Consider the following 17,036-nt stretch of genomic DNA (forward strand, 5'->3'; position numbering starts at 1 on the left):
TTTCATTGGAAAGTCCACCCCATAACCGTCTATGAGTATTTCATTCCCTTGGCACAAAATATGCAATCTTTCATAGAACGGAGTCAGTGAGGCACGTCTTGTATGATCAAATACCAAATTGCTATACTTTTCATCATTTCTTTTGGTTTGCATGCAAATCCCATTTTAGATGAACCAGCAGAGGATATCCTTAGGGCGGTTCGTTTGTCTCGCATTCCCACTGTCATCAACAGTTTAGAAGAAAGGGCCATTCAAAAAATGGAATCCAACGATTTACTTTCGGCAAGGGAAGATTTAAAAAAAGCCATCCAATTAAAACATGCCATTGGTATGAAAGAATCGGAAGGAAACGCAAGCCTTCTATTACAAATCTCTAAATTAGAATCACGTCTTGGGAATCGTTGTGAAGCCAACCAATATTCGCATCTAGCCAAAAGGATTGCCCTTCGTATTGGAGTTAATTTGGGAGCGGTAGCACTCGAACGCGCAAACCTATCCGAAACAAGAAAACCCGACGGATGTATTGAAGTATCTTGGTTAAAAGAATAAATCCGAATCAGAAATAATCATACCATCACGAAAGATCCAGTCTCAGTTTTTACAAACCTTCCTGGATCATTTCACTCTAACGGCTTAAGATTCCTTTTCAAACTTTAAAGAAGCTGAATTCACACAATACCTGAGTCCTGTTGGTTTAGGTCCATCAGGAAAAACATGTCCCAGATGTGCTCCACAGTTTTTACAATGGATTTCTGTTCTGACCATTCCATGACTTTGGTCTTTCTCAGTTGCGACAGCTTCCGCTTTTACAGGTTCGTAATAACTGGGCCAACCACTACCGGAATCATACTTAGCCTGAGAAGAAAATAATTTTTCACCACAACAAATACATAAGTATATTCCTTTTTCTTTATGTTCATAGTATTCACCAGTAAACGGACGTTCGGTGCCTTTTTCACGAGTGACTTGGTATTGTAAGGGAGTGAGTTTTTCTTTCCAATTTTCTTCGTTCATCATATACCATTCCTAATTAATTGAGACTAAGTTTCAATATCATATTTTATTTTTTTAGATACTGACAATCTTGTGACAGTTGGGAGCTTGTATTTGATAGAATAAAATTATGTGGTCAAACCTGATTCTATTACACTCAAATGATCCCATCAAAACTTTAGACGACTCCGGTCTAGAGATTTGGCAAACATGCCAAAGAACCATTGCGTTTGGAGACCGCAGACTCTTTCCCCTTTCGGAAACTGAAAGATTTTACAAAGGCCATGAAGTGTTTCATGGCTTCGAAGCTTACCGATTTTTATTAGAAGTAGTTTCTGGTTTACGATCCAAATTATTTGGGGAATCAGAAATCCAAGCCCAGTTCCGTGATCGATTCAGAGAAGATAAAGTGAATGATTCTACCTTTGCTCTTTCTCTTTTAAGGCTGAGAGATCAAATTCTAGAACACACAAAACAAATTCGTTCCAAATATTTAACTGGGATTGGTAGACAAACTTACGGTAGTGTCGCAGATTCCTATTTGCAAAAACATAAAACAGTCACCTTACTGGGAACAGGAAAACTTGCCACATCCATTCTTCCTTATCTTGTTTCCAAAAACAAAGAAGTTCGACTCATCGGACGAAACCAAACTAGAATGAGTGAATTACAAAAAGAATTCCCAATTACCACTTACCACTGGGAAGATTACAAACCTATTAACGAAGCGATTGTTATCGCATCTAGTTTTTTACCATTCAACTGGGAAACAATGATCGAAAATTCATCACTGATTTTAGATTTTCGTGAAATAGGTTTTACTGAACCAAAATACCAAAATTATATTCCTCTTTCCAAAATTTTGGGAGATTTGCAAGAAACCGATGAACAAATCCAATCAGTAAAAATAGACTTACAATTCTTTCTTACTGAACTCACTCGGGAAAGGGAGGAAGAACAAATACACATTATGAATGGATGGGAAGATTTACTTGTCTGAACTGATTAAAGTCGGAGGAAGATCCTCCCTACTCTCTCGAATTCAAATTTTTTCTGTCATCAAAGCTCTCCAGGAAAAAAACAAAACTAAAAACTTCCAACCAGTATTTCGGGAATCTGCCGGTGATAAGGATCTAAAAACTCCACTTTGGCAATTTGCAGGACAAGGAATTTTTACAAAAGATCTTCAAGAAGATTTATTAAATCATAAAGTTGATATTGTCATCCATTCTTGGAAAGATATGGATCTAAAAGACAGAAAAGACACCATTCTTATACCGATTCTTCCTAGAGAAGATGTAAGAGATGTTTTATTATTTAAAAGAAATAAATGGATTTCGGCTCCAACAGATATCACAATTCTTACTTCTTCCCCTAGAAGAGAACATCATATAAAAGATTTTATTAAAACTTTTTTTCCGACACCTATCAATACCTTTGATATTAAAATAGAATCTGTCAGAGGAAATATACAAACAAGACTAAGAAAGTATTTAGAACATGAAAACGGCGGTATCTTAGTCGCAAAAGCTGCCTTAGATCGAATTCTTGGATTTAAAGATGAAGAAAACTTAATTCCAGAATTACATGCAATTAAAAAACTAATCAGCGAAACAATCAATCTTTCGTTGTTTATGGTTTTACCATCTTCGATTTTTCCAAGTGCACCTGCCCAAGGTGCTCTTTGTGCAGAGATACGAAAAGAAGACAAAGAATTAGAATCCATTCTTAGAGAAATCACAAACAAAGAAGCAGAACTCACTGCAAATGAAGAAAGAAAAATATTATCCAAATATGGCGGTGGTTGCCATCAGAAAATTGGAGTTTCTGTTTTAACAAGAGATTACGGAAAAATAACTTTTGTTAAAGGAGAGACCGAAAACGGACAAACTTTATTTTCTAAGGAGTTGTCTGGCGCTCCCGATTTGAGTTTCGATAAATCCGAAGTTTGGCCTCCCAATGCTAAAATGGCGGCAAGACAAAGAGAAAGGCTGACCTATTCTCTTCCCAAGGATGTAGACGTATTTGTTTCTAGAGGTTATGCTTTCCCACTCGATTTATCAGTAAACCCAACCAACCAAATCCTTTGGTCTGCAGGTCTTTCTACATGGAAAGATTTAGCACTTCGTGGATTTTGGGTCAATGGCACCTGTGATGGATTAGGTGAAAGTGAACCACCCATGATTGATTTACTTCTCGGAAGAGAAACCAATTTTGTGAAACTTACACATGTGGATTCAGATAAAAACAATAGTATCTATCCAGTCATTCCAACTTATTTTGTTTCGGCACCAGAAATCCCTGTTCCCTTTGATACTTCTAAAATTAAAGCAGCATATTGGCGCAGTGGATCCGAGTTTGATATAGTTACCAAACGGTTCCCGGAACTCCTGGATGTAATTCATTTTGTGGGGCCTGGATCCACATTCAAAAAAATCAAACAGACAATAGGCGAAGAAGCTTCGAATCAAAGAGTATTCGTGTCATTGTCTTTTGATTCTTGGGTAGAAAGGTATATAAAACAATGAAAAAACAAACACTAAGATTACGTTCCAACCAATATTTAAGAAATTTAGGTGAAACAGGGTCACTCAATGTAAATAAAATGATCCAACCACTTTTTCTTGCTGAAGGCATTGAGGAAAAAGAACCAATCAAAGGTTTACCTGGAGTTTTTCGTGATACAGATAAGTCAATTCTCCACCAAATTGAATCTGATTTAAAAGCTGGTGTATCTCAATTTTTATTATTTATGGTTCCGAAAGACAAATCGGATACAAGTTTTCCAAAGGACTTTTACCAATCCAACATTAGTGTGATTAAAAAGAAATTCCCCGACATGTTTTTGTGGCTCGATACCTGTATTTGTTCGGTAACAACTACAGGACATTGTTGCCATTTTCACAAATCAGGAAGTATTGATCTTGAATTAACGCTAAAACGATTGTCTGATTTGGCACTGATTTATGCGGATGCTGGGGCAGATGGAATTGCACCTAGCGATATGATGGATGGTCGAGTTGGTTCTCACAGAAAAATTCTAGATACTAACGGGCATTCAATGGTCCCTATCATGAGTTATTCGACAAAATTCAAAAGTAATTTTTATGGACCATTTCGAGGAGCGGCAGATTCCTCACCACAATTTGGTGATCGGAGTGGATACCAACTTGATGTAAGGGATCGTGATACAGCCATCCACACATCTCTTAGGGATAAAGAGGAAGGTGCTGACTTACTTATGGTAAAACCTGGAATGACTGCGATTGACCTCATTGGACCTATCAAAGAAAAAACAGGACTTCCTACTGGTGCTTACCAAGTCAGTGGAGAATATGCAAGTCTTGTGTATTTAGCTAAGGAAGGTTTTTTAAATTTCGAAGAAGGATTAAGAGAAACTTGGGATGTCTTTAGAAGAGCTGGGTCTTCTTATTTAATTACATATGGTGCAAGAATTGCACAAAGGATTTATTCATGAACTCAGAAGAACTATTTATACGTTCCAAAAACGTGGTTCCCGGTGGAGTCCATAGTCCCGTTCGTTCCTTTGCCTCCGTTGGTGGGACACCTATTTTTTTTAGTGAAGCAAACGGCGCCTATCTAAAGTCAGTCGAAGGAAAAGAATATATCGATTATTGTTTGAGTTTTGGCCCACTTCTTTTTGGTCACAGACATCCAGAAATTCAAGAAGTAGTTGAAGATACTGTAAGAAAGGCTTGGTCATTTGGAGCTTGTGAACCTTATTCCCTAGAACTAGCAGAGTTTATCACAAGTAAAATTCCTTGGGCCGAAAAAATCCGATTTGTGAACTCAGGAACAGAAGCAGTGATGAGTGCTCTTCGAGTTGCAAGAGCAGCCACAGGCCGAAGTAAAATTTTAAAATTTGACGGCTGTTACCACGGCCATTTAGACCAACTGCTTGTAAAAGCCGGTTCTGGACTTGCCGGGCTCAGTTCGAGTGACAGTAAAGGAATTGGACCCGAAATCATTCAAAATACCCTTGTACTACCGTTAGATGATGAAACTACTTTAGAAAATTTATTTTTAGAACAAGGAAAGGACATAGCTTGTCTTATCATTGAACCAATTCCCGCCAATTACGGCCTTCTTCCTCAGAGAACTGAATTCTTAAAAAAATGCAGGGAACTAACCACAAAATATGGAACCTTACTATTGTTTGATGAAGTAATCTCTGGATTTCGCGTTTCTTTCCAAGGAATGGCTGGACTTACTGGAATTGTCCCGGACCTCGTTTGTTACGGTAAAATTATAGGTGGAGGTTTTCCTGTAGGTGCCTATGCCGGTAAAAAAGACCTAATGGATTTAGTCGCACCCAGTGGTCCAGTTTACCAAGCGGGAACCTTATCAGCAAACCCGATTGGTATGCGAGCTGGTCTAAAAACTTTAACGAAAGCTTGGACTGAAAATCCATACCCTGAATTAGAATCAAAAACAAAACAATTAACTTCAGGGATATTAAAACATTTAGAAGAATCTGGAGATTCGAACTGGGAAGCCGTCACATTCGGAAGTCTTTTTTGGCTAAAGGGAAAAACAAAGGATCCTGTTCGCACCATAACATCAATTCCCAGTGACCACAAATCTAGGTTTGCTACATTTTTTCACAAACTCCTAAACCAAGGTGTATATCTTGCACCTAGCGGTTATGAGGTGGGATTTCTTTCAACAGTTCATACCGAAGAAATTATAGAAGCCACTTTAAATAAAACCAAACAGGCATTAAAGGAAAAAAAATGATTACAACTACATTTCGAAATGACAGATTTGCAAATGCCATAAATTTAATACCCCAAAAAATCCCGCCTATTTGGTTTATGCGCCAAGCCGGAAGGTATCACTCCCATTACCGTAAACTCAAAGAAACTTATAGTTTTATGGATTTATGCAAACAACCGGAACTCGCAGCAGAAGTGGCACTTGGACCTGTTAAGGAATTTGGATTTGATGTTAGTATTTTGTTTTCCGACCTACTTTTCCCTTTAGAAGCATTGGGAATGGGTTTAACTTATGATCCTGGTCCGAAACTTTCCTTTTCCCTCACTTCCGAAAAAGATTTATTACAATTAAAATCTCCTGACGAAGCAATAGAAGCACTCAAGTTTCAAAAAGAAGCTGTGATTCGAACAAGGGAAGTTTTACCAAAAGATGTATCTCTTATTGGATTTGTAGGTGGACCGTTTACATTAATGACCTATGCAAGCATTGGAAAACATGATGGAAATTTATCCTTTATCAAAACTAATCAAAGTTTTGTAGATCAATTTTATTCCATACTTGTTCCACTTCTCAAACAAAACATCGAATTACAATTGCAAGGTGGAGCTGAAGTTGTAATGATTTTTGATACTGCAGCCGGTATGTTAGATCCTTATAACTTCCAAAGATATGTTAAAGGGCCAATTTCCGAATTTGCAAAACTCTACCCAAAACAAATTGGATATTACGCAAAAAATTCTACAGAAGAACACGTGAGGCAAATTCAAGAAATTCCAGGTTTAGCGGGTTTTGGTGTGGATCATAGATTCTCTATCAAACAAACTTTAAAAAACTTTGGGGGAAAAGGTTTCATCCAAGGTAATTTCGATCAAGAACTTCTCTTTGCAGATCCCCAAACACTAAAACAGAAAATTCGAGAGTATCTTTTGCCAATCAAAGATTTAGATCCTGAAGACCGAAAAGGATGGGTAGCTGGACTTGGGCATGGAGTTTTACAGTTCACTCCAGAAACTTCCGTCCATATGCTCATAGAAGAAACAAGAAAGGTATTTAGCGAATGAAACAATTACTCGAAAAATACGATACACCAGCACCAAGGTACACAAGTTATCCAACAGTTCCCTATTGGACGGATTCTCCAACGTTGGACGAATGTATCCAATCCTTGGAAACTAATTTATCTCCTAAAGAATCAAAACTTGCCTTATACCTTCACATTCCATTTTGTGAAACACTTTGTACATTTTGCGGATGTAATACATCCATCACAAAAAACCATACGGTCGAAGAACCTTATGTGGCGGCGATTAAAAATGAATTAAATCTTTATACCGATAAAGTAAATAGTTTAAAAGGTAAAAAGTTAAGCGAACTACATTTGGGTGGCGGAAGCCCAACCTATCTTTCAGACTATAATTTGGAATCTACAATTGATTACATTTTAAATAAACTAAACCCAACGGAAGATCCTCAGTATTCGATTGAAGTGGACCCAAGAAGGACAAGGGTATCGCAACTAAAACTTTTGCAAAAACTTGGATTCAGAAGGATTAGTTTGGGAGTGCAAGACTTTGATCCCGAAGTACAAAGGTTAGTCAACAGAATCCAACCTTTTGAACTCACTGAAAATATCACTCGCGAAGCGAGGGCACTTGGCTTTGATTCTGTTAATTTTGATCTTATTTATGGCCTGCCCAAACAAACCCTAGACTCAATGAAATATTCTATCGAAAGGACATTAGAATTAAAACCAGATAGAATTGCTTTTTACTCTTATGCTCACGTACCTTGGATCAAAGCATCGCAACGCCTATTCACAGAAAAAGATCTTCCTGAAGCTACTGTAAAACGAGACTTGTATGAAATCGGCAGACAATTGTTAGAAAAGGAAGGTTACAGAGAAATTGGAATGGACCATTTTGCCCTTCCACACGATAAACTTTGGAAGGCTTTCAATTCAAACCAACTACATCGAAACTTTATGGGTTATAGCGATTCACGAACAGATGTTATGTTGGGACTAGGTTCCTCTTCTATCTCAGAAACTCCTGATCTTTTTTTCCAAAACCAAAAGTTGGAAATGAAATACCGTAAATCCTTGTTAGATGGGATCATTCCAATCTTTCGTGGACATAAATTAACAAAATCTGACCAAATACGTAAACAATTGATTTTAGATTTAATGACATCTTGGAAAGTGAATGTTCCTAGCGAAATGAAAACTCATGTTTTCCAATTTTTAAAAGAAATGGAATCCGATCAGTTAATCAGATGGCAAGAAAATACACTGACTGTGACAGAACTTGGAAAACCTTTCTTAAGAATCATTGCAATGGCTTTCGATGAAAAATTACAACTAAGCCAACCAACAAAACCTGTTTTTTCGAAAGCAATATGAGTGAACAAGTTCATATCATTGGCGGTGGTATCACTGGTTTATTTCTGGCATACCATCATACGAAACGTGGAGACAGGGTTACTTTATATGAAGAGGCCGATAAATTAGGCGGAGTCATAGGAACAAAAATTGTTAATGAGGGACTTGTCGAACTTGCTGCCAATGGTGTTTTACTCACAGATGAAATGAAATCCATGTTAGATGACATTGGACTTTCACCTGTTTATCCAAATCAGGCAGCAAAAAGAAGGTATTTCTTTACTAATCAAAAGTTATCGAGACTTCCCATTTCCATTTTTACTGGCATTCGGTTAATTATTACAGTACTTTTTAAAAAAATAAAATTCAACAAAGACCAAAACTTTGAAACTTGGGCTTGTCAAATGTTTGGTAACTCTGTTACAAAAAACATCATCGAACCAGCAATTGGCGGAGTTTACGGAACTCGGCTCGACTCCCTCCAAGCAGAATCTATATTCTCTAAATGGGAAGGTACAGGAACAAAAACAATCCTGCAGGAACTAAAAAAGAATAAATCTAAAACCTATGGAACAGTATCCTTTCCGCAAGGAATGGGAGATTTAGTATCCCATTTAGTTCAATATTTAGAACCTAAAATAGAAATCAAAACTAAGTTTTCAAAAGCGAATTTGGAAACTATCCTTAAATGGAAAGGGAAAATTCGTTTTTCTACATCCTTAAAGAATTTAATCCCAATTCTCGGCGATCATATAGAACCCAATGAAGTTCCCAATTTACTTTCTATCACAACAATCACAAGGTTCGGGAAAAATCACCTAACAAAGAAACCATGTTTCGGTGTCCTTTTTGGAAAAAACGAAGGAATCCGAGCTCTCGGTGTTTTATCCAATTCCGATATTTTTCCGGGAAGGGCAATAGATGGCCTTCATTCAGAAACCTGGATTTATCCGAGTGCGGCTAAAACCGGTGATTCTATCACATGGGAATCTATCTTAGAAGAAGATAGAAAATTGATCACAAAAATTGAAGATTCACCTAAAGCTGTTTATGTGACTTCTTGGAACGGTGTATTCCCTGCTTACGATAGAAAATTGTTTTTATTCAATCAAAAACTGGATTCCTTAGAAACACAATGGTTGTCGGAAGGAATAAACATTCGCTTTTTTGGAAATTATCGAAAAGGTATTGGACTAAGATCTTTATTTGAATCGACAAGTGGTGAGTGATTCACCACCCATCTCTTTACAAAAACAATGGTGTATCGACTTGTCTACATCGACTACTTTCTCCGCCAAATACTCGATAAACGGCGGGTAAACTCCGAATGCAGGAATTCTAGTAAAAGATTTTGCACCTTTCTCTAAGGCAAGGTCTTTAAATTGTTCTCCTATTTCTTCCAAAGTTTCTAAATGATCACTGACAAAACTAATAGGATATACGGCAATTTGTTTCCCTTCTTTGGCAAGAGATTCTATCATCTGTAAAGAACTTGGTTCCGTCCATTTTGCCGGTCCCACCTTACTTTGATAAGATATATGGGTTTTCCCTTTAAAACCTAAGAGACGGAGTTCTTCTTTAATTCCTTTTACTGAAGATTCAATTTCTTGCATATACCTGTCTCCTTTGCGAATGAGCCGCAACGGAACCCCATGAGCTGAAAAAACAATATCTATCTCTTTCCAATCTAGTGTTGGACTTACATTTGGAAAATGTAAAAATTCATCTGATTTTAGGACTCCGCTAAAAAATTCAAAAATAAACCTAGCAGATATTTGGTGAAATTTAGGATCAGAGGCAAAACTAGGAACATATCCACCGCTTCCGACAGGACATTCTTTGAACTTTTTTTCTAAATGGTTTAATGTCGATAAAACTGTAGAACGAGAATATTGAGGATATAACGGCAGATAGATGGTATCCGGTGATGGTTTTCCAAATTCATTATCTCTAATATGAGGAAAACCACAGGTCATTGCAACCTTTACTGTCCAATTTATATTGGTTTTAAGATTTAATATTCTTTCAATAGTTTTGGCTTGTTTTTCTGTTTCGGAAACTAAAGGAGAACCTCCACCAAATCCCATGGACTCATAAATTCTTTTTACCTTGGGGCTGCGTTTTTTAGCGATAAACCTTGCTAATGGAAGTCGTAAAAATTCAGGTAAAGGCAAATCAAAGACAAATGGATCCGTAAATAAATCGGTTAAAAAAACTTCAATTTCCTCTGTGTTTCTAGGCCCACCTAAATTAACTAGGATCAATGTTTTTTCTGGTTTATGGTTCATAAGTTATGTAGTCACAATGTGGGTAACGGGAACAAAAATAAATGGTTTTTCCTTTTTTACCTAGTTTGGTTTTTACAAATCCAAGCTGACACACGGGACAAATGTTTGTAGGTTTTAGACTGGATTCAATGGTATCGAGTTTAATATTTTGTTTTTTACTGGAAGATGTTTTTCTGGCAACAGCTCGTTCTGATTTGTTTTGTTCTACATTTGGAACATTTACAGGTGCGAGTGGAGTATTTTTTTTTCTAGGACTTCGTAAGATACGAAGTAAACCTTCATAGAAATTTTGGATCAGAAGGATTCTTGATTCTTTATTTTCAGTGACTTGGTCTAATTTTTCCTCCAAATCTTTTGTGAAAGACTCACCAATCATATCTTGAAAGTTTAAAAATAGATAATCATTTACTTTCAATCCAAGTGCCGTAGGCCCAATGGATTTGTGATATTCCACAATGTATTTCCGAGTTTTTAAAGTTTCAATAATGGACCCATAGGTAGAAGGTCTACCCACACCTGTATCTTCCATTTTTTGAACCAGTTTTCCTTGTGTATAACGAACTGGTGGCTCTGTTTGTTTTTCTTCTATGGTATAGGACTCGTAAAGGAACCGGTCACCCAATTTCCAATCCAATTGTTTTTGTATTTTTTTCTTATCCGTTTTAAAAAAGGCCTTAAATCCAAAATCGGTTATCAATTCATTTTTATAATAGAAAGTATGTTTCTCTTTTTGAAATTCATATATCGTTTCTTCACCTAACTCTGGCTTCATCAATGAAACTAAAAATCGCTCCCAAATTAAAGTGTATAGTTTTTTCTCATCAGGTGATAAATAGGAGGAAATAGAATCAGGAGTCAAATTTGGATTTGTGGGGATGACAGCTTCGTGGGCATCCTGAGAGTATTTTTTTTGTTTTTTGGGAGTAGAATTTATATTAGAAAGTAAACCAGGATAATTTTTATTTAAATAATCTTCACCTAACTCTCGCTTATCCAATGAAACTCGAGTGCTATCGGTTCGCATATAGGTGATAAGCCCTACTCTCTCTCCAGTTCCAATTTTTTTCCCTTCAAAAAGCATTTGTGCCAGTTTCATAGTTTTTTTAGAATCAAAACCCAAAATGCGAAAACTCGTTTCTTGTAAACTAGCAGTGGAAAAAGCTGGGGGAGGATTTCTTTTGATATTTTTCTTTTTGATTTGCGATAGGATTAAGTCTTTTAATTTTGAAGGTTCTGGTAAAATTTCTATATCCGAAAGTAGGTTTTGAATTGAATTAGAATCTAATTTATCTTTTGTTTGGTGGTCTAAATCTATAGATTCTCCTAAAACAGATCCATGTAATCTTAATTGGTAATAAATCTCTTTGGAAAAATTCTGGATTTCTTTTTCTCTTTCACAAATCCAATGTAAAACCGTAGATTGCACACGACCCGCAGACAAAGAAGAGATTTTTAACTGTTTCCACAAATCAGGAGATACTTCAAATCCAAAAATTCGATCAACAACACGCCTTGCAATTTGTGATTCTATTTCTGCAAGATCGAGTCCAAACTTTAATTGGATTTGACGGCTTACTTCCTCTTTGGAAATTTCCTTCAGTCGTAGTCTAAAAATAGGTTTTTTTAATTTTACTAGTTCATCATAACAATGTTTGGCGATGATTTCCCCTTCCCGATCCGGGTCACTGGCGATATAAATTACTGAAGATAACTTGGCTTTGGATTTAATCGCAGAAAAAACAGCCTTCTTACCTTTTAGCCATTCATATTCTGGTTCAAATTGGTTTTTAAAATCTACCCCATAGGATTTGGGAGGAAGGTCTTTGATATGTCCCTTGGTAGCAACAACAACCCAATCCTTATCTAAATAAGAAGCGATTGTTGCTGCTTTTGTCGGCGATTCGACTATTAAAAGTTTGGTGATTTTAAATTCCTATTAAACAAACAAACCTTCAACGGATAGGTATCTTTCTCCAGTATCATAACAGAAAGTAAGAACCTTCGAACCTGCGGGAATTTCTTTTAGTTTTTTAGAAACAGCAGCAAGGCTGGCACCGGAAGAAGTTCCAATAAAAATTCCTTCTTTTTTAGCGGCAAGAACCGCCATAGTGAAAGCTTCATCCTTTCCAACGGTGATGATTCCATCCAGTAATTCTGTTTTACAGTTTTTAGGAATGAATCCTGCACCAATGCCTTGCAGAGGGTGTGGGCCAGGTTTTCCACCACTCAAAACAGGAGAACCTTCTGGCTCTACAGCAAATACTTTGAGTTTAGGAAATCTTTTCTTTAAGTTTTCCGCACAACCAGTGATATGACCACCTGTTCCGACTCCTGTAATGATATAATCTAATCCGTCTGGGAAATCTTTTGCGATTTCTTCAGCAGTTTTTTCTCTATGAACTTGTATGTTAGCTTCGTTTTCAAACTGTTGAGGCATCCAAGCATTTGGATTTGCTGCCACAATCTCTTGTGCTTTTGCGATTGCACCTGGCATTCCTTTTTCTCGTGGTGTGAGTTCAAACTTAGCACCATAGGCCGCCATAATTCTTCTTCTTTCTACAGACATATGTTCCGGCATGACGAGTGTAATTGCATACCCTTTAACAGCTGCTACCATCGCAAGGCCAATCCCAGTGTTACCGGAAGTAGGTTCTACAATAAAAGAATCCTTTTTTAATTTTCCTGATTTCTCTGCTTCTTCAATCATTGCAAGAGCAATCCGATCTTTGATCGATCCACCTGGATTTTGTCTTTCGAGTTTCATATAAACTTCATGATCTGTTCCAAAAAGGCGCGACAATCTAACGTGAGGTGTATTTCCGATGGCTTCTAGAATGCTGTTTAATTTCATAATTTCTCCGCTCTGTCACATTTTAAGAGAAAAAGCGGATTTGTCCACAATGAAAATTAGAAAACTTATGGTGTATGAAAGGAAACAAGAAACTGGTAATCTGATTTCATTTGATTTAGGACTTTAACATTGTTTTCTGATTGAATCACCTTTTCTAAGTAAGGTGCCGAGGTTCGGAAATCCAATCGGCGCAGTGCCTCTGATGCTTTTACCCTTACCTCTGGATCTTTGTCAGTGAGGGATTCTAACACTGCTTTATAATTTTGGTTTGGCATACGTTCTAACCCAACGACAGCTGAAAGTAAGGAAATTTTAGCATAAGGAACTGACTCTTTGCCCAAACTGTCTAGTAAACTAGACAAAAATTCCTTTTTTCCAGAAAGATAAAGCGCATCAGCAGCCGAACTGCGAAGGTAAAAATTAGGACTTGTTAGTGCCAATTTGATAGTGGCTTCTGATTCTGAAGTTAGAGGCAAAGTTCCTAAAGAACGTAAGATTTCCCCACAGGTAAGAGTGATGGGAACCTCTCCATCCTCATAAAAATAAGGACTGGAAATTGAGGTGCTATCGGCCACACCATCTTTCCAAGTGCGGACTTTTTTTGGGTTATATTCAGGAATATTGACCGATTCTTTTTGAAAAGTTTTGATTAAATAGGGAATCGCAATTTTGTTCCCTTTTTTTCCTAGAGCTTGGGCCGCATAAAATTTAACGACAGGTGCATTGATTGGACTTGTTGGAAAATGAGAAGAACCTTCCAGGGCAGAGATAATATCACGAATGCCCCTATTTGATTTAACAAAAGCAAGCTGGTCAATCGCATCACGAATTTCGAATACATCGGAGGAGGACAATCTAGCTCTTTGGATTTCAAAAAAACGTTCATCACTTTCTGCAAAAAGAGTCACAGGCACAATTAGTGCACACAAAATCCAACGACTAGTTCGAATCATTCTAAACAACCTCTACTTACAGAGGACGGGTAAACTAAGAAGATTCCGTTAATTTTCTTTTAATTTTTCTGCGACTTCTTTTAGTTTTTCGGAAAGGTCCCCAAGAGTGGCTTTGTCTTCTTCCAAAATAGATTGGCTGAATTTTTCCAAATCTCTTTGGATTTGTTCCTTTTTTTCACTGGCCCGAGAGGCCATTTTGCGTAATAGGTCTTCCCGGTAATGACTGAAATCTGCTTCTTTTAGTTCGCCCAGTTCCACCATAGAATTTACGATTTTTTCTAATCGTTCTGAGGTAAGGTAATTGGCTCCAATGCCACCAAGAATCAATCGCTCAAAAAGCCCAGACACATCCCTTCCTGTTTCGCGAATCAGTGAGGTTAACATAAAGTTCGAAAAGTCTTCGTTTCTTTGCCCTAAACTTACCTTCAGAAAGGTTTGTCCCAAAATTTTTGGAGTGATGTCTTCCCCAGTCATATTGTCTTGGACTTTGATTTCTTCTCCACCTATGATCATCTTAGCCACATCTTCCAAAGTGATAGTGGAACTAGTTTCTGGATCATAAAGTCTGCGGTTTGCGTATCGCTTAAGGAGCTTCATCGGAGATGCTTTTTAAAATGACTTTCAAGCCTAGGGGGTCAACTAAAATACAATCGTAATGGACACTCTATTCGGTGCTGTTTTGACACAACTTCCCGACCTCGAAAAAAACCTGATTACTTCCTGGTTACAAGTGCAAGGCCTCGTCATAAAAGAATGTACGCAGAAAAATTGGAAAGAATATCCAGATTTTATACCTCTCTTTACCAAACCCACACAAGACTTAGCAAAAGAATTATTGGATTGGAGCATCGAACCAATATTATGTGGTAGTTTTACAAACGAAGAAAAACAAAATTATAAAAATGCGGGTGTTTCCCTTTTATGGGAGAAACCATATACAGAAATCCATACTTTACCATATAAAACGTTAACACTGTCAAAATTGACTTGGGTTATTTACACAAAAGATCCTATATTCGATAAACATCTTTCCGTATTTCTAAAATCAATGGGCCAAACTGTATTTGCAGAAGGAAGCTTGGAATTTCTAACGAAAAGAATCCAAACTGGACCTTGTCATTTTCTTATTTTAGATTGGGATGTAATGAATGATCCGAGAAATCTGGTGGCAGAACTCTCTAAACTAAAAAAGTTAAAACAGTTTTTATCCATCGGGATCAAAGACTTTATGAAAGAAAATCTTTATAGAGATTTAAAAACGGGGATCGGAACCATTTCAGAAGTATTAGTTTCAAAATTAGATTTTTGGAATGTATTCATTCATTCTTTTCCGCTAAAAGAAGAAGGAGGAAATTCAAATGATTGGAAAGAAACTTCCCATTCGATTTCCAAACTTAGTTTTACTTTTCAAGAGAAACAAATTCCAATTTCCATGCAGTTAACCGAAACTACAATGATTATGAAAAAACCAAACCATCCACAAACAGAAAATTTGTTAGGTCTTTTTAGTTGGTTTTTATAATCAAAGTTTGGTCACTCAAAGAGCAACATATCATCACTAGAAAGTTCGCCTGCACCTCGATTTGGAAAAGCTTGTTCAAAAAAAAGTGCCGCAAGTAAATCAAAATCCTCATCTTCTTCGCGATTTTCTAATTCCCAAAGTTCATTTCTTCGTTTGATGAGAAGGGAAACCGTTGCATCTTCCAAAGCAAAATCTATCTTCAAACGATTCAATGTGCGTATGAAAAAATTTAAGTTATAAACTACATAATCTCTGAAATAAGTAAGGCCTGCAATCGTTGGTTCATATTTCAAAAGTGCCTCCGTCAAATAACAGGCAGTTTTTAGATCTTCGGTTGCTCCTGTTTCCTTATAGGCTTTAAAGATATGATGTACTGTTTCATGCATAGAGATAGTGGAATGATAAGAATCTTCTATGAGTCTTATGGCTTCCGGATGTGATTCCATATAAGCAAATACATCCACAATTTCACCAAGAGCCATTACGCGTTTCCTTTCCGCATCACATGGTTCCTCTGTAATTGTTGGATCTACTAATAAAATAAAAAGGTATTTAGTTTCGAATGCAAACCTAGATTCCTTGGGAATATAATATTCAATCCAAATAGGTTCTTTGTAATAATCAATGGATTCTTGGAAGCTAAGTTCTGGTGTGACTTTAAGGGACTTTAGTTTTTTTACGTCATCAGTGATGACCTTCTTTCCTTCGACCCGAGTTTTACTGCGTTTGATTTGTCGGAGTTCCGACTTATTCAAAAGCGGTTTGGGTTTGAAGGAAGAATCCATGTTATATCATCGACAATTTAGAAAAAGCGCAAAAGAAAAGATCGCAACCAGAAACCAACGGGGCTTAGAATTCCTGTGTCCGAAAACACAACCTTCCCTTTTTCATTCAGAAACACTGTTGTGGGGTATGCGGAAATTCTCCATTCCTTCAAAATCCTGTAGTCGGCCGCATAGATTGGGCGTTTTGCTTCCGGGGAAAGTTGGGAGATAATTTCTTTTGTTTCCTCAGAATCTTCCGCTTCTAAAACCGAAAGGAAAACCGTAGATTTTGGCAAAAGTTTTAGATTTGCTTCCAAAATTGGAGCATAAGCCTTGCAGACCGTACACCAAGTAGCCCAAAAATACACAACCTTTGGGTGGCCTTTCCAGGAATTTGCTTCCGTGGGAGTGGTAGCTAAAACTTCGATAGGAACATTAGGACTTGTATCCCTTCCCTTAAAGTAAGCAAAACATAAGGTGGTCGAAAAAAAGAAAACAAAGGCGGAAACCACCTTCCAACCATAAGGTAACTTTTTCCAAATTTTCATAGT

At 37.1% G+C, this 17,036-nt stretch carries 17 protein-coding genes; 9 read left to right on the forward strand and 8 right to left on the reverse strand.

All coding sequences use genetic code 11. The annotated features are described in order from the left end of the window. The first annotated feature begins 102 nt into the window (after positions 1-102). The gene (locus tag EHQ31_RS05910) at positions 103-549 is read left to right on the forward strand and encodes an LEPBI_I1174 family sigma 54-regulated protein (RefSeq protein ID WP_135570445.1); all 447 of its coding nucleotides are present in this window, start codon (positions 103-105) and stop codon (positions 547-549) included. An 84-nt stretch (positions 550-633) separates the two neighbouring features. Here the strand turns inward: EHQ31_RS05910 and msrB are convergent, their stop codons facing one another. Further along, entirely contained in the window at positions 634-1,017 is a 384-nt protein-coding gene (msrB, locus tag EHQ31_RS05915; RefSeq protein ID WP_135570447.1) for a peptide-methionine (R)-S-oxide reductase MsrB, read from the reverse strand. A gap of 106 nt (positions 1,018-1,123) precedes the next feature. Between msrB and EHQ31_RS05920 the strand changes: the two genes are divergently transcribed. Genes EHQ31_RS05920 through EHQ31_RS05950 form a run of 7 tightly spaced genes read left to right on the forward strand, consistent with a single transcriptional unit; the run spans position 1,124 to position 9,336 of the window. Next, positions 1,124-1,993, forward strand: a complete 870-nt coding sequence (locus EHQ31_RS05920; protein WP_135570449.1) for a Rossmann-fold NAD(P)-binding domain-containing protein — start codon at positions 1,124-1,126, stop codon at positions 1,991-1,993. Continuing rightward, entirely contained in the window at positions 1,986-3,521 is a 1,536-nt protein-coding gene (gene hemC, locus EHQ31_RS05925; protein WP_135570451.1) for a hydroxymethylbilane synthase, read from the forward strand. Before EHQ31_RS05920 ends, hemC begins: the two co-directional genes overlap by 8 nt. After that, positions 3,518-4,471, forward strand: a complete 954-nt coding sequence (hemB, locus tag EHQ31_RS05930; protein ID WP_135570453.1) for a porphobilinogen synthase — start codon at positions 3,518-3,520, stop codon at positions 4,469-4,471. The genes hemC and hemB overlap by 4 nt, the downstream gene beginning before the upstream one ends. Then, a complete protein-coding gene (gene hemL, locus EHQ31_RS05935) occupies positions 4,468-5,751 on the forward strand; it encodes a glutamate-1-semialdehyde 2,1-aminomutase (protein ID WP_135570455.1) in 1,284 nt (427 codons plus the stop codon). Before hemB ends, hemL begins: the two co-directional genes overlap by 4 nt. After that, positions 5,748-6,791, forward strand: a complete 1,044-nt coding sequence (locus tag EHQ31_RS05940; protein WP_135570457.1) for a uroporphyrinogen decarboxylase family protein — start codon at positions 5,748-5,750, stop codon at positions 6,789-6,791. Before hemL ends, EHQ31_RS05940 begins: the two co-directional genes overlap by 4 nt. After that, entirely contained in the window at positions 6,788-8,128 is a 1,341-nt protein-coding gene (gene hemN, locus EHQ31_RS05945; protein ID WP_135570458.1) for an oxygen-independent coproporphyrinogen III oxidase, read from the forward strand. The genes EHQ31_RS05940 and hemN overlap by 4 nt, the downstream gene beginning before the upstream one ends. After that, complete coding sequence (locus EHQ31_RS05950; protein WP_135570460.1) at positions 8,125-9,336, forward strand: protoporphyrinogen/coproporphyrinogen oxidase; 1,212 nt, start codon at positions 8,125-8,127, stop codon at positions 9,334-9,336. The genes hemN and EHQ31_RS05950 overlap by 4 nt, the downstream gene beginning before the upstream one ends. Here EHQ31_RS05950 and hemH read toward each other — a convergent pair. From hemH to EHQ31_RS05975, 5 genes are all read right to left on the reverse strand, one after another. Next, positions 9,310-10,395, reverse strand: a complete 1,086-nt coding sequence (gene hemH, locus EHQ31_RS05955) for a ferrochelatase (protein WP_135570462.1) — start codon at positions 10,393-10,395, stop codon at positions 9,310-9,312. The two genes, EHQ31_RS05950 and hemH, sit on opposite strands and share 27 nt — an antisense overlap. Then, positions 10,385-12,274, reverse strand: coding sequence for a type I DNA topoisomerase (gene topA / locus EHQ31_RS05960; protein ID WP_244247288.1), 1,890 nt, complete (start codon positions 12,272-12,274; stop codon positions 10,385-10,387). The genes hemH and topA overlap by 11 nt, the downstream gene beginning before the upstream one ends. A gap of 57 nt (positions 12,275-12,331) precedes the next feature. Continuing rightward, a complete protein-coding gene (cysK, locus tag EHQ31_RS05965) occupies positions 12,332-13,246 on the reverse strand; it encodes a cysteine synthase A (protein ID WP_004788535.1) in 915 nt (304 codons plus the stop codon). Positions 13,247-13,311: 65 nt separating this feature from the next. Continuing rightward, the gene (locus tag EHQ31_RS05970; RefSeq protein WP_135570466.1) at positions 13,312-14,199 is read right to left on the reverse strand and encodes a HEAT repeat domain-containing protein; all 888 of its coding nucleotides are present in this window, start codon (positions 14,197-14,199) and stop codon (positions 13,312-13,314) included. Between the two features lie 48 nt (positions 14,200-14,247). Further along, complete coding sequence (locus EHQ31_RS05975) at positions 14,248-14,796, reverse strand: polyhydroxyalkanoate synthesis regulator DNA-binding domain-containing protein (RefSeq protein ID WP_004789271.1); 549 nt, start codon at positions 14,794-14,796, stop codon at positions 14,248-14,250. A gap of 58 nt (positions 14,797-14,854) precedes the next feature. Here EHQ31_RS05975 and EHQ31_RS05980 point away from each other — a divergent pair, with 58 nt between their 5' ends. After that, positions 14,855-15,721: a hypothetical protein gene (locus tag EHQ31_RS05980; RefSeq protein WP_135570468.1), complete on the forward strand. Its 867-nt coding sequence runs from the start codon at positions 14,855-14,857 to the stop codon at positions 15,719-15,721. Between the two features lie 11 nt (positions 15,722-15,732). Here EHQ31_RS05980 and EHQ31_RS05985 read toward each other — a convergent pair whose 3' ends face one another. Continuing rightward, a complete protein-coding gene (locus tag EHQ31_RS05985) occupies positions 15,733-16,506 on the reverse strand; it encodes a hypothetical protein (protein ID WP_135570470.1) in 774 nt (257 codons plus the stop codon). Positions 16,507-16,523: 17 nt separating this feature from the next. Next, a complete protein-coding gene (locus EHQ31_RS05990) occupies positions 16,524-17,033 on the reverse strand; it encodes a TlpA family protein disulfide reductase (RefSeq protein WP_135570472.1) in 510 nt (169 codons plus the stop codon). Positions 17,034-17,036: the final 3 nt, after the last annotated feature.

The organism is Leptospira montravelensis (assembly GCF_004770045.1).
Taxonomy (GTDB): domain Bacteria; phylum Spirochaetota; class Leptospiria; order Leptospirales; family Leptospiraceae; genus Leptospira_A; species Leptospira_A montravelensis.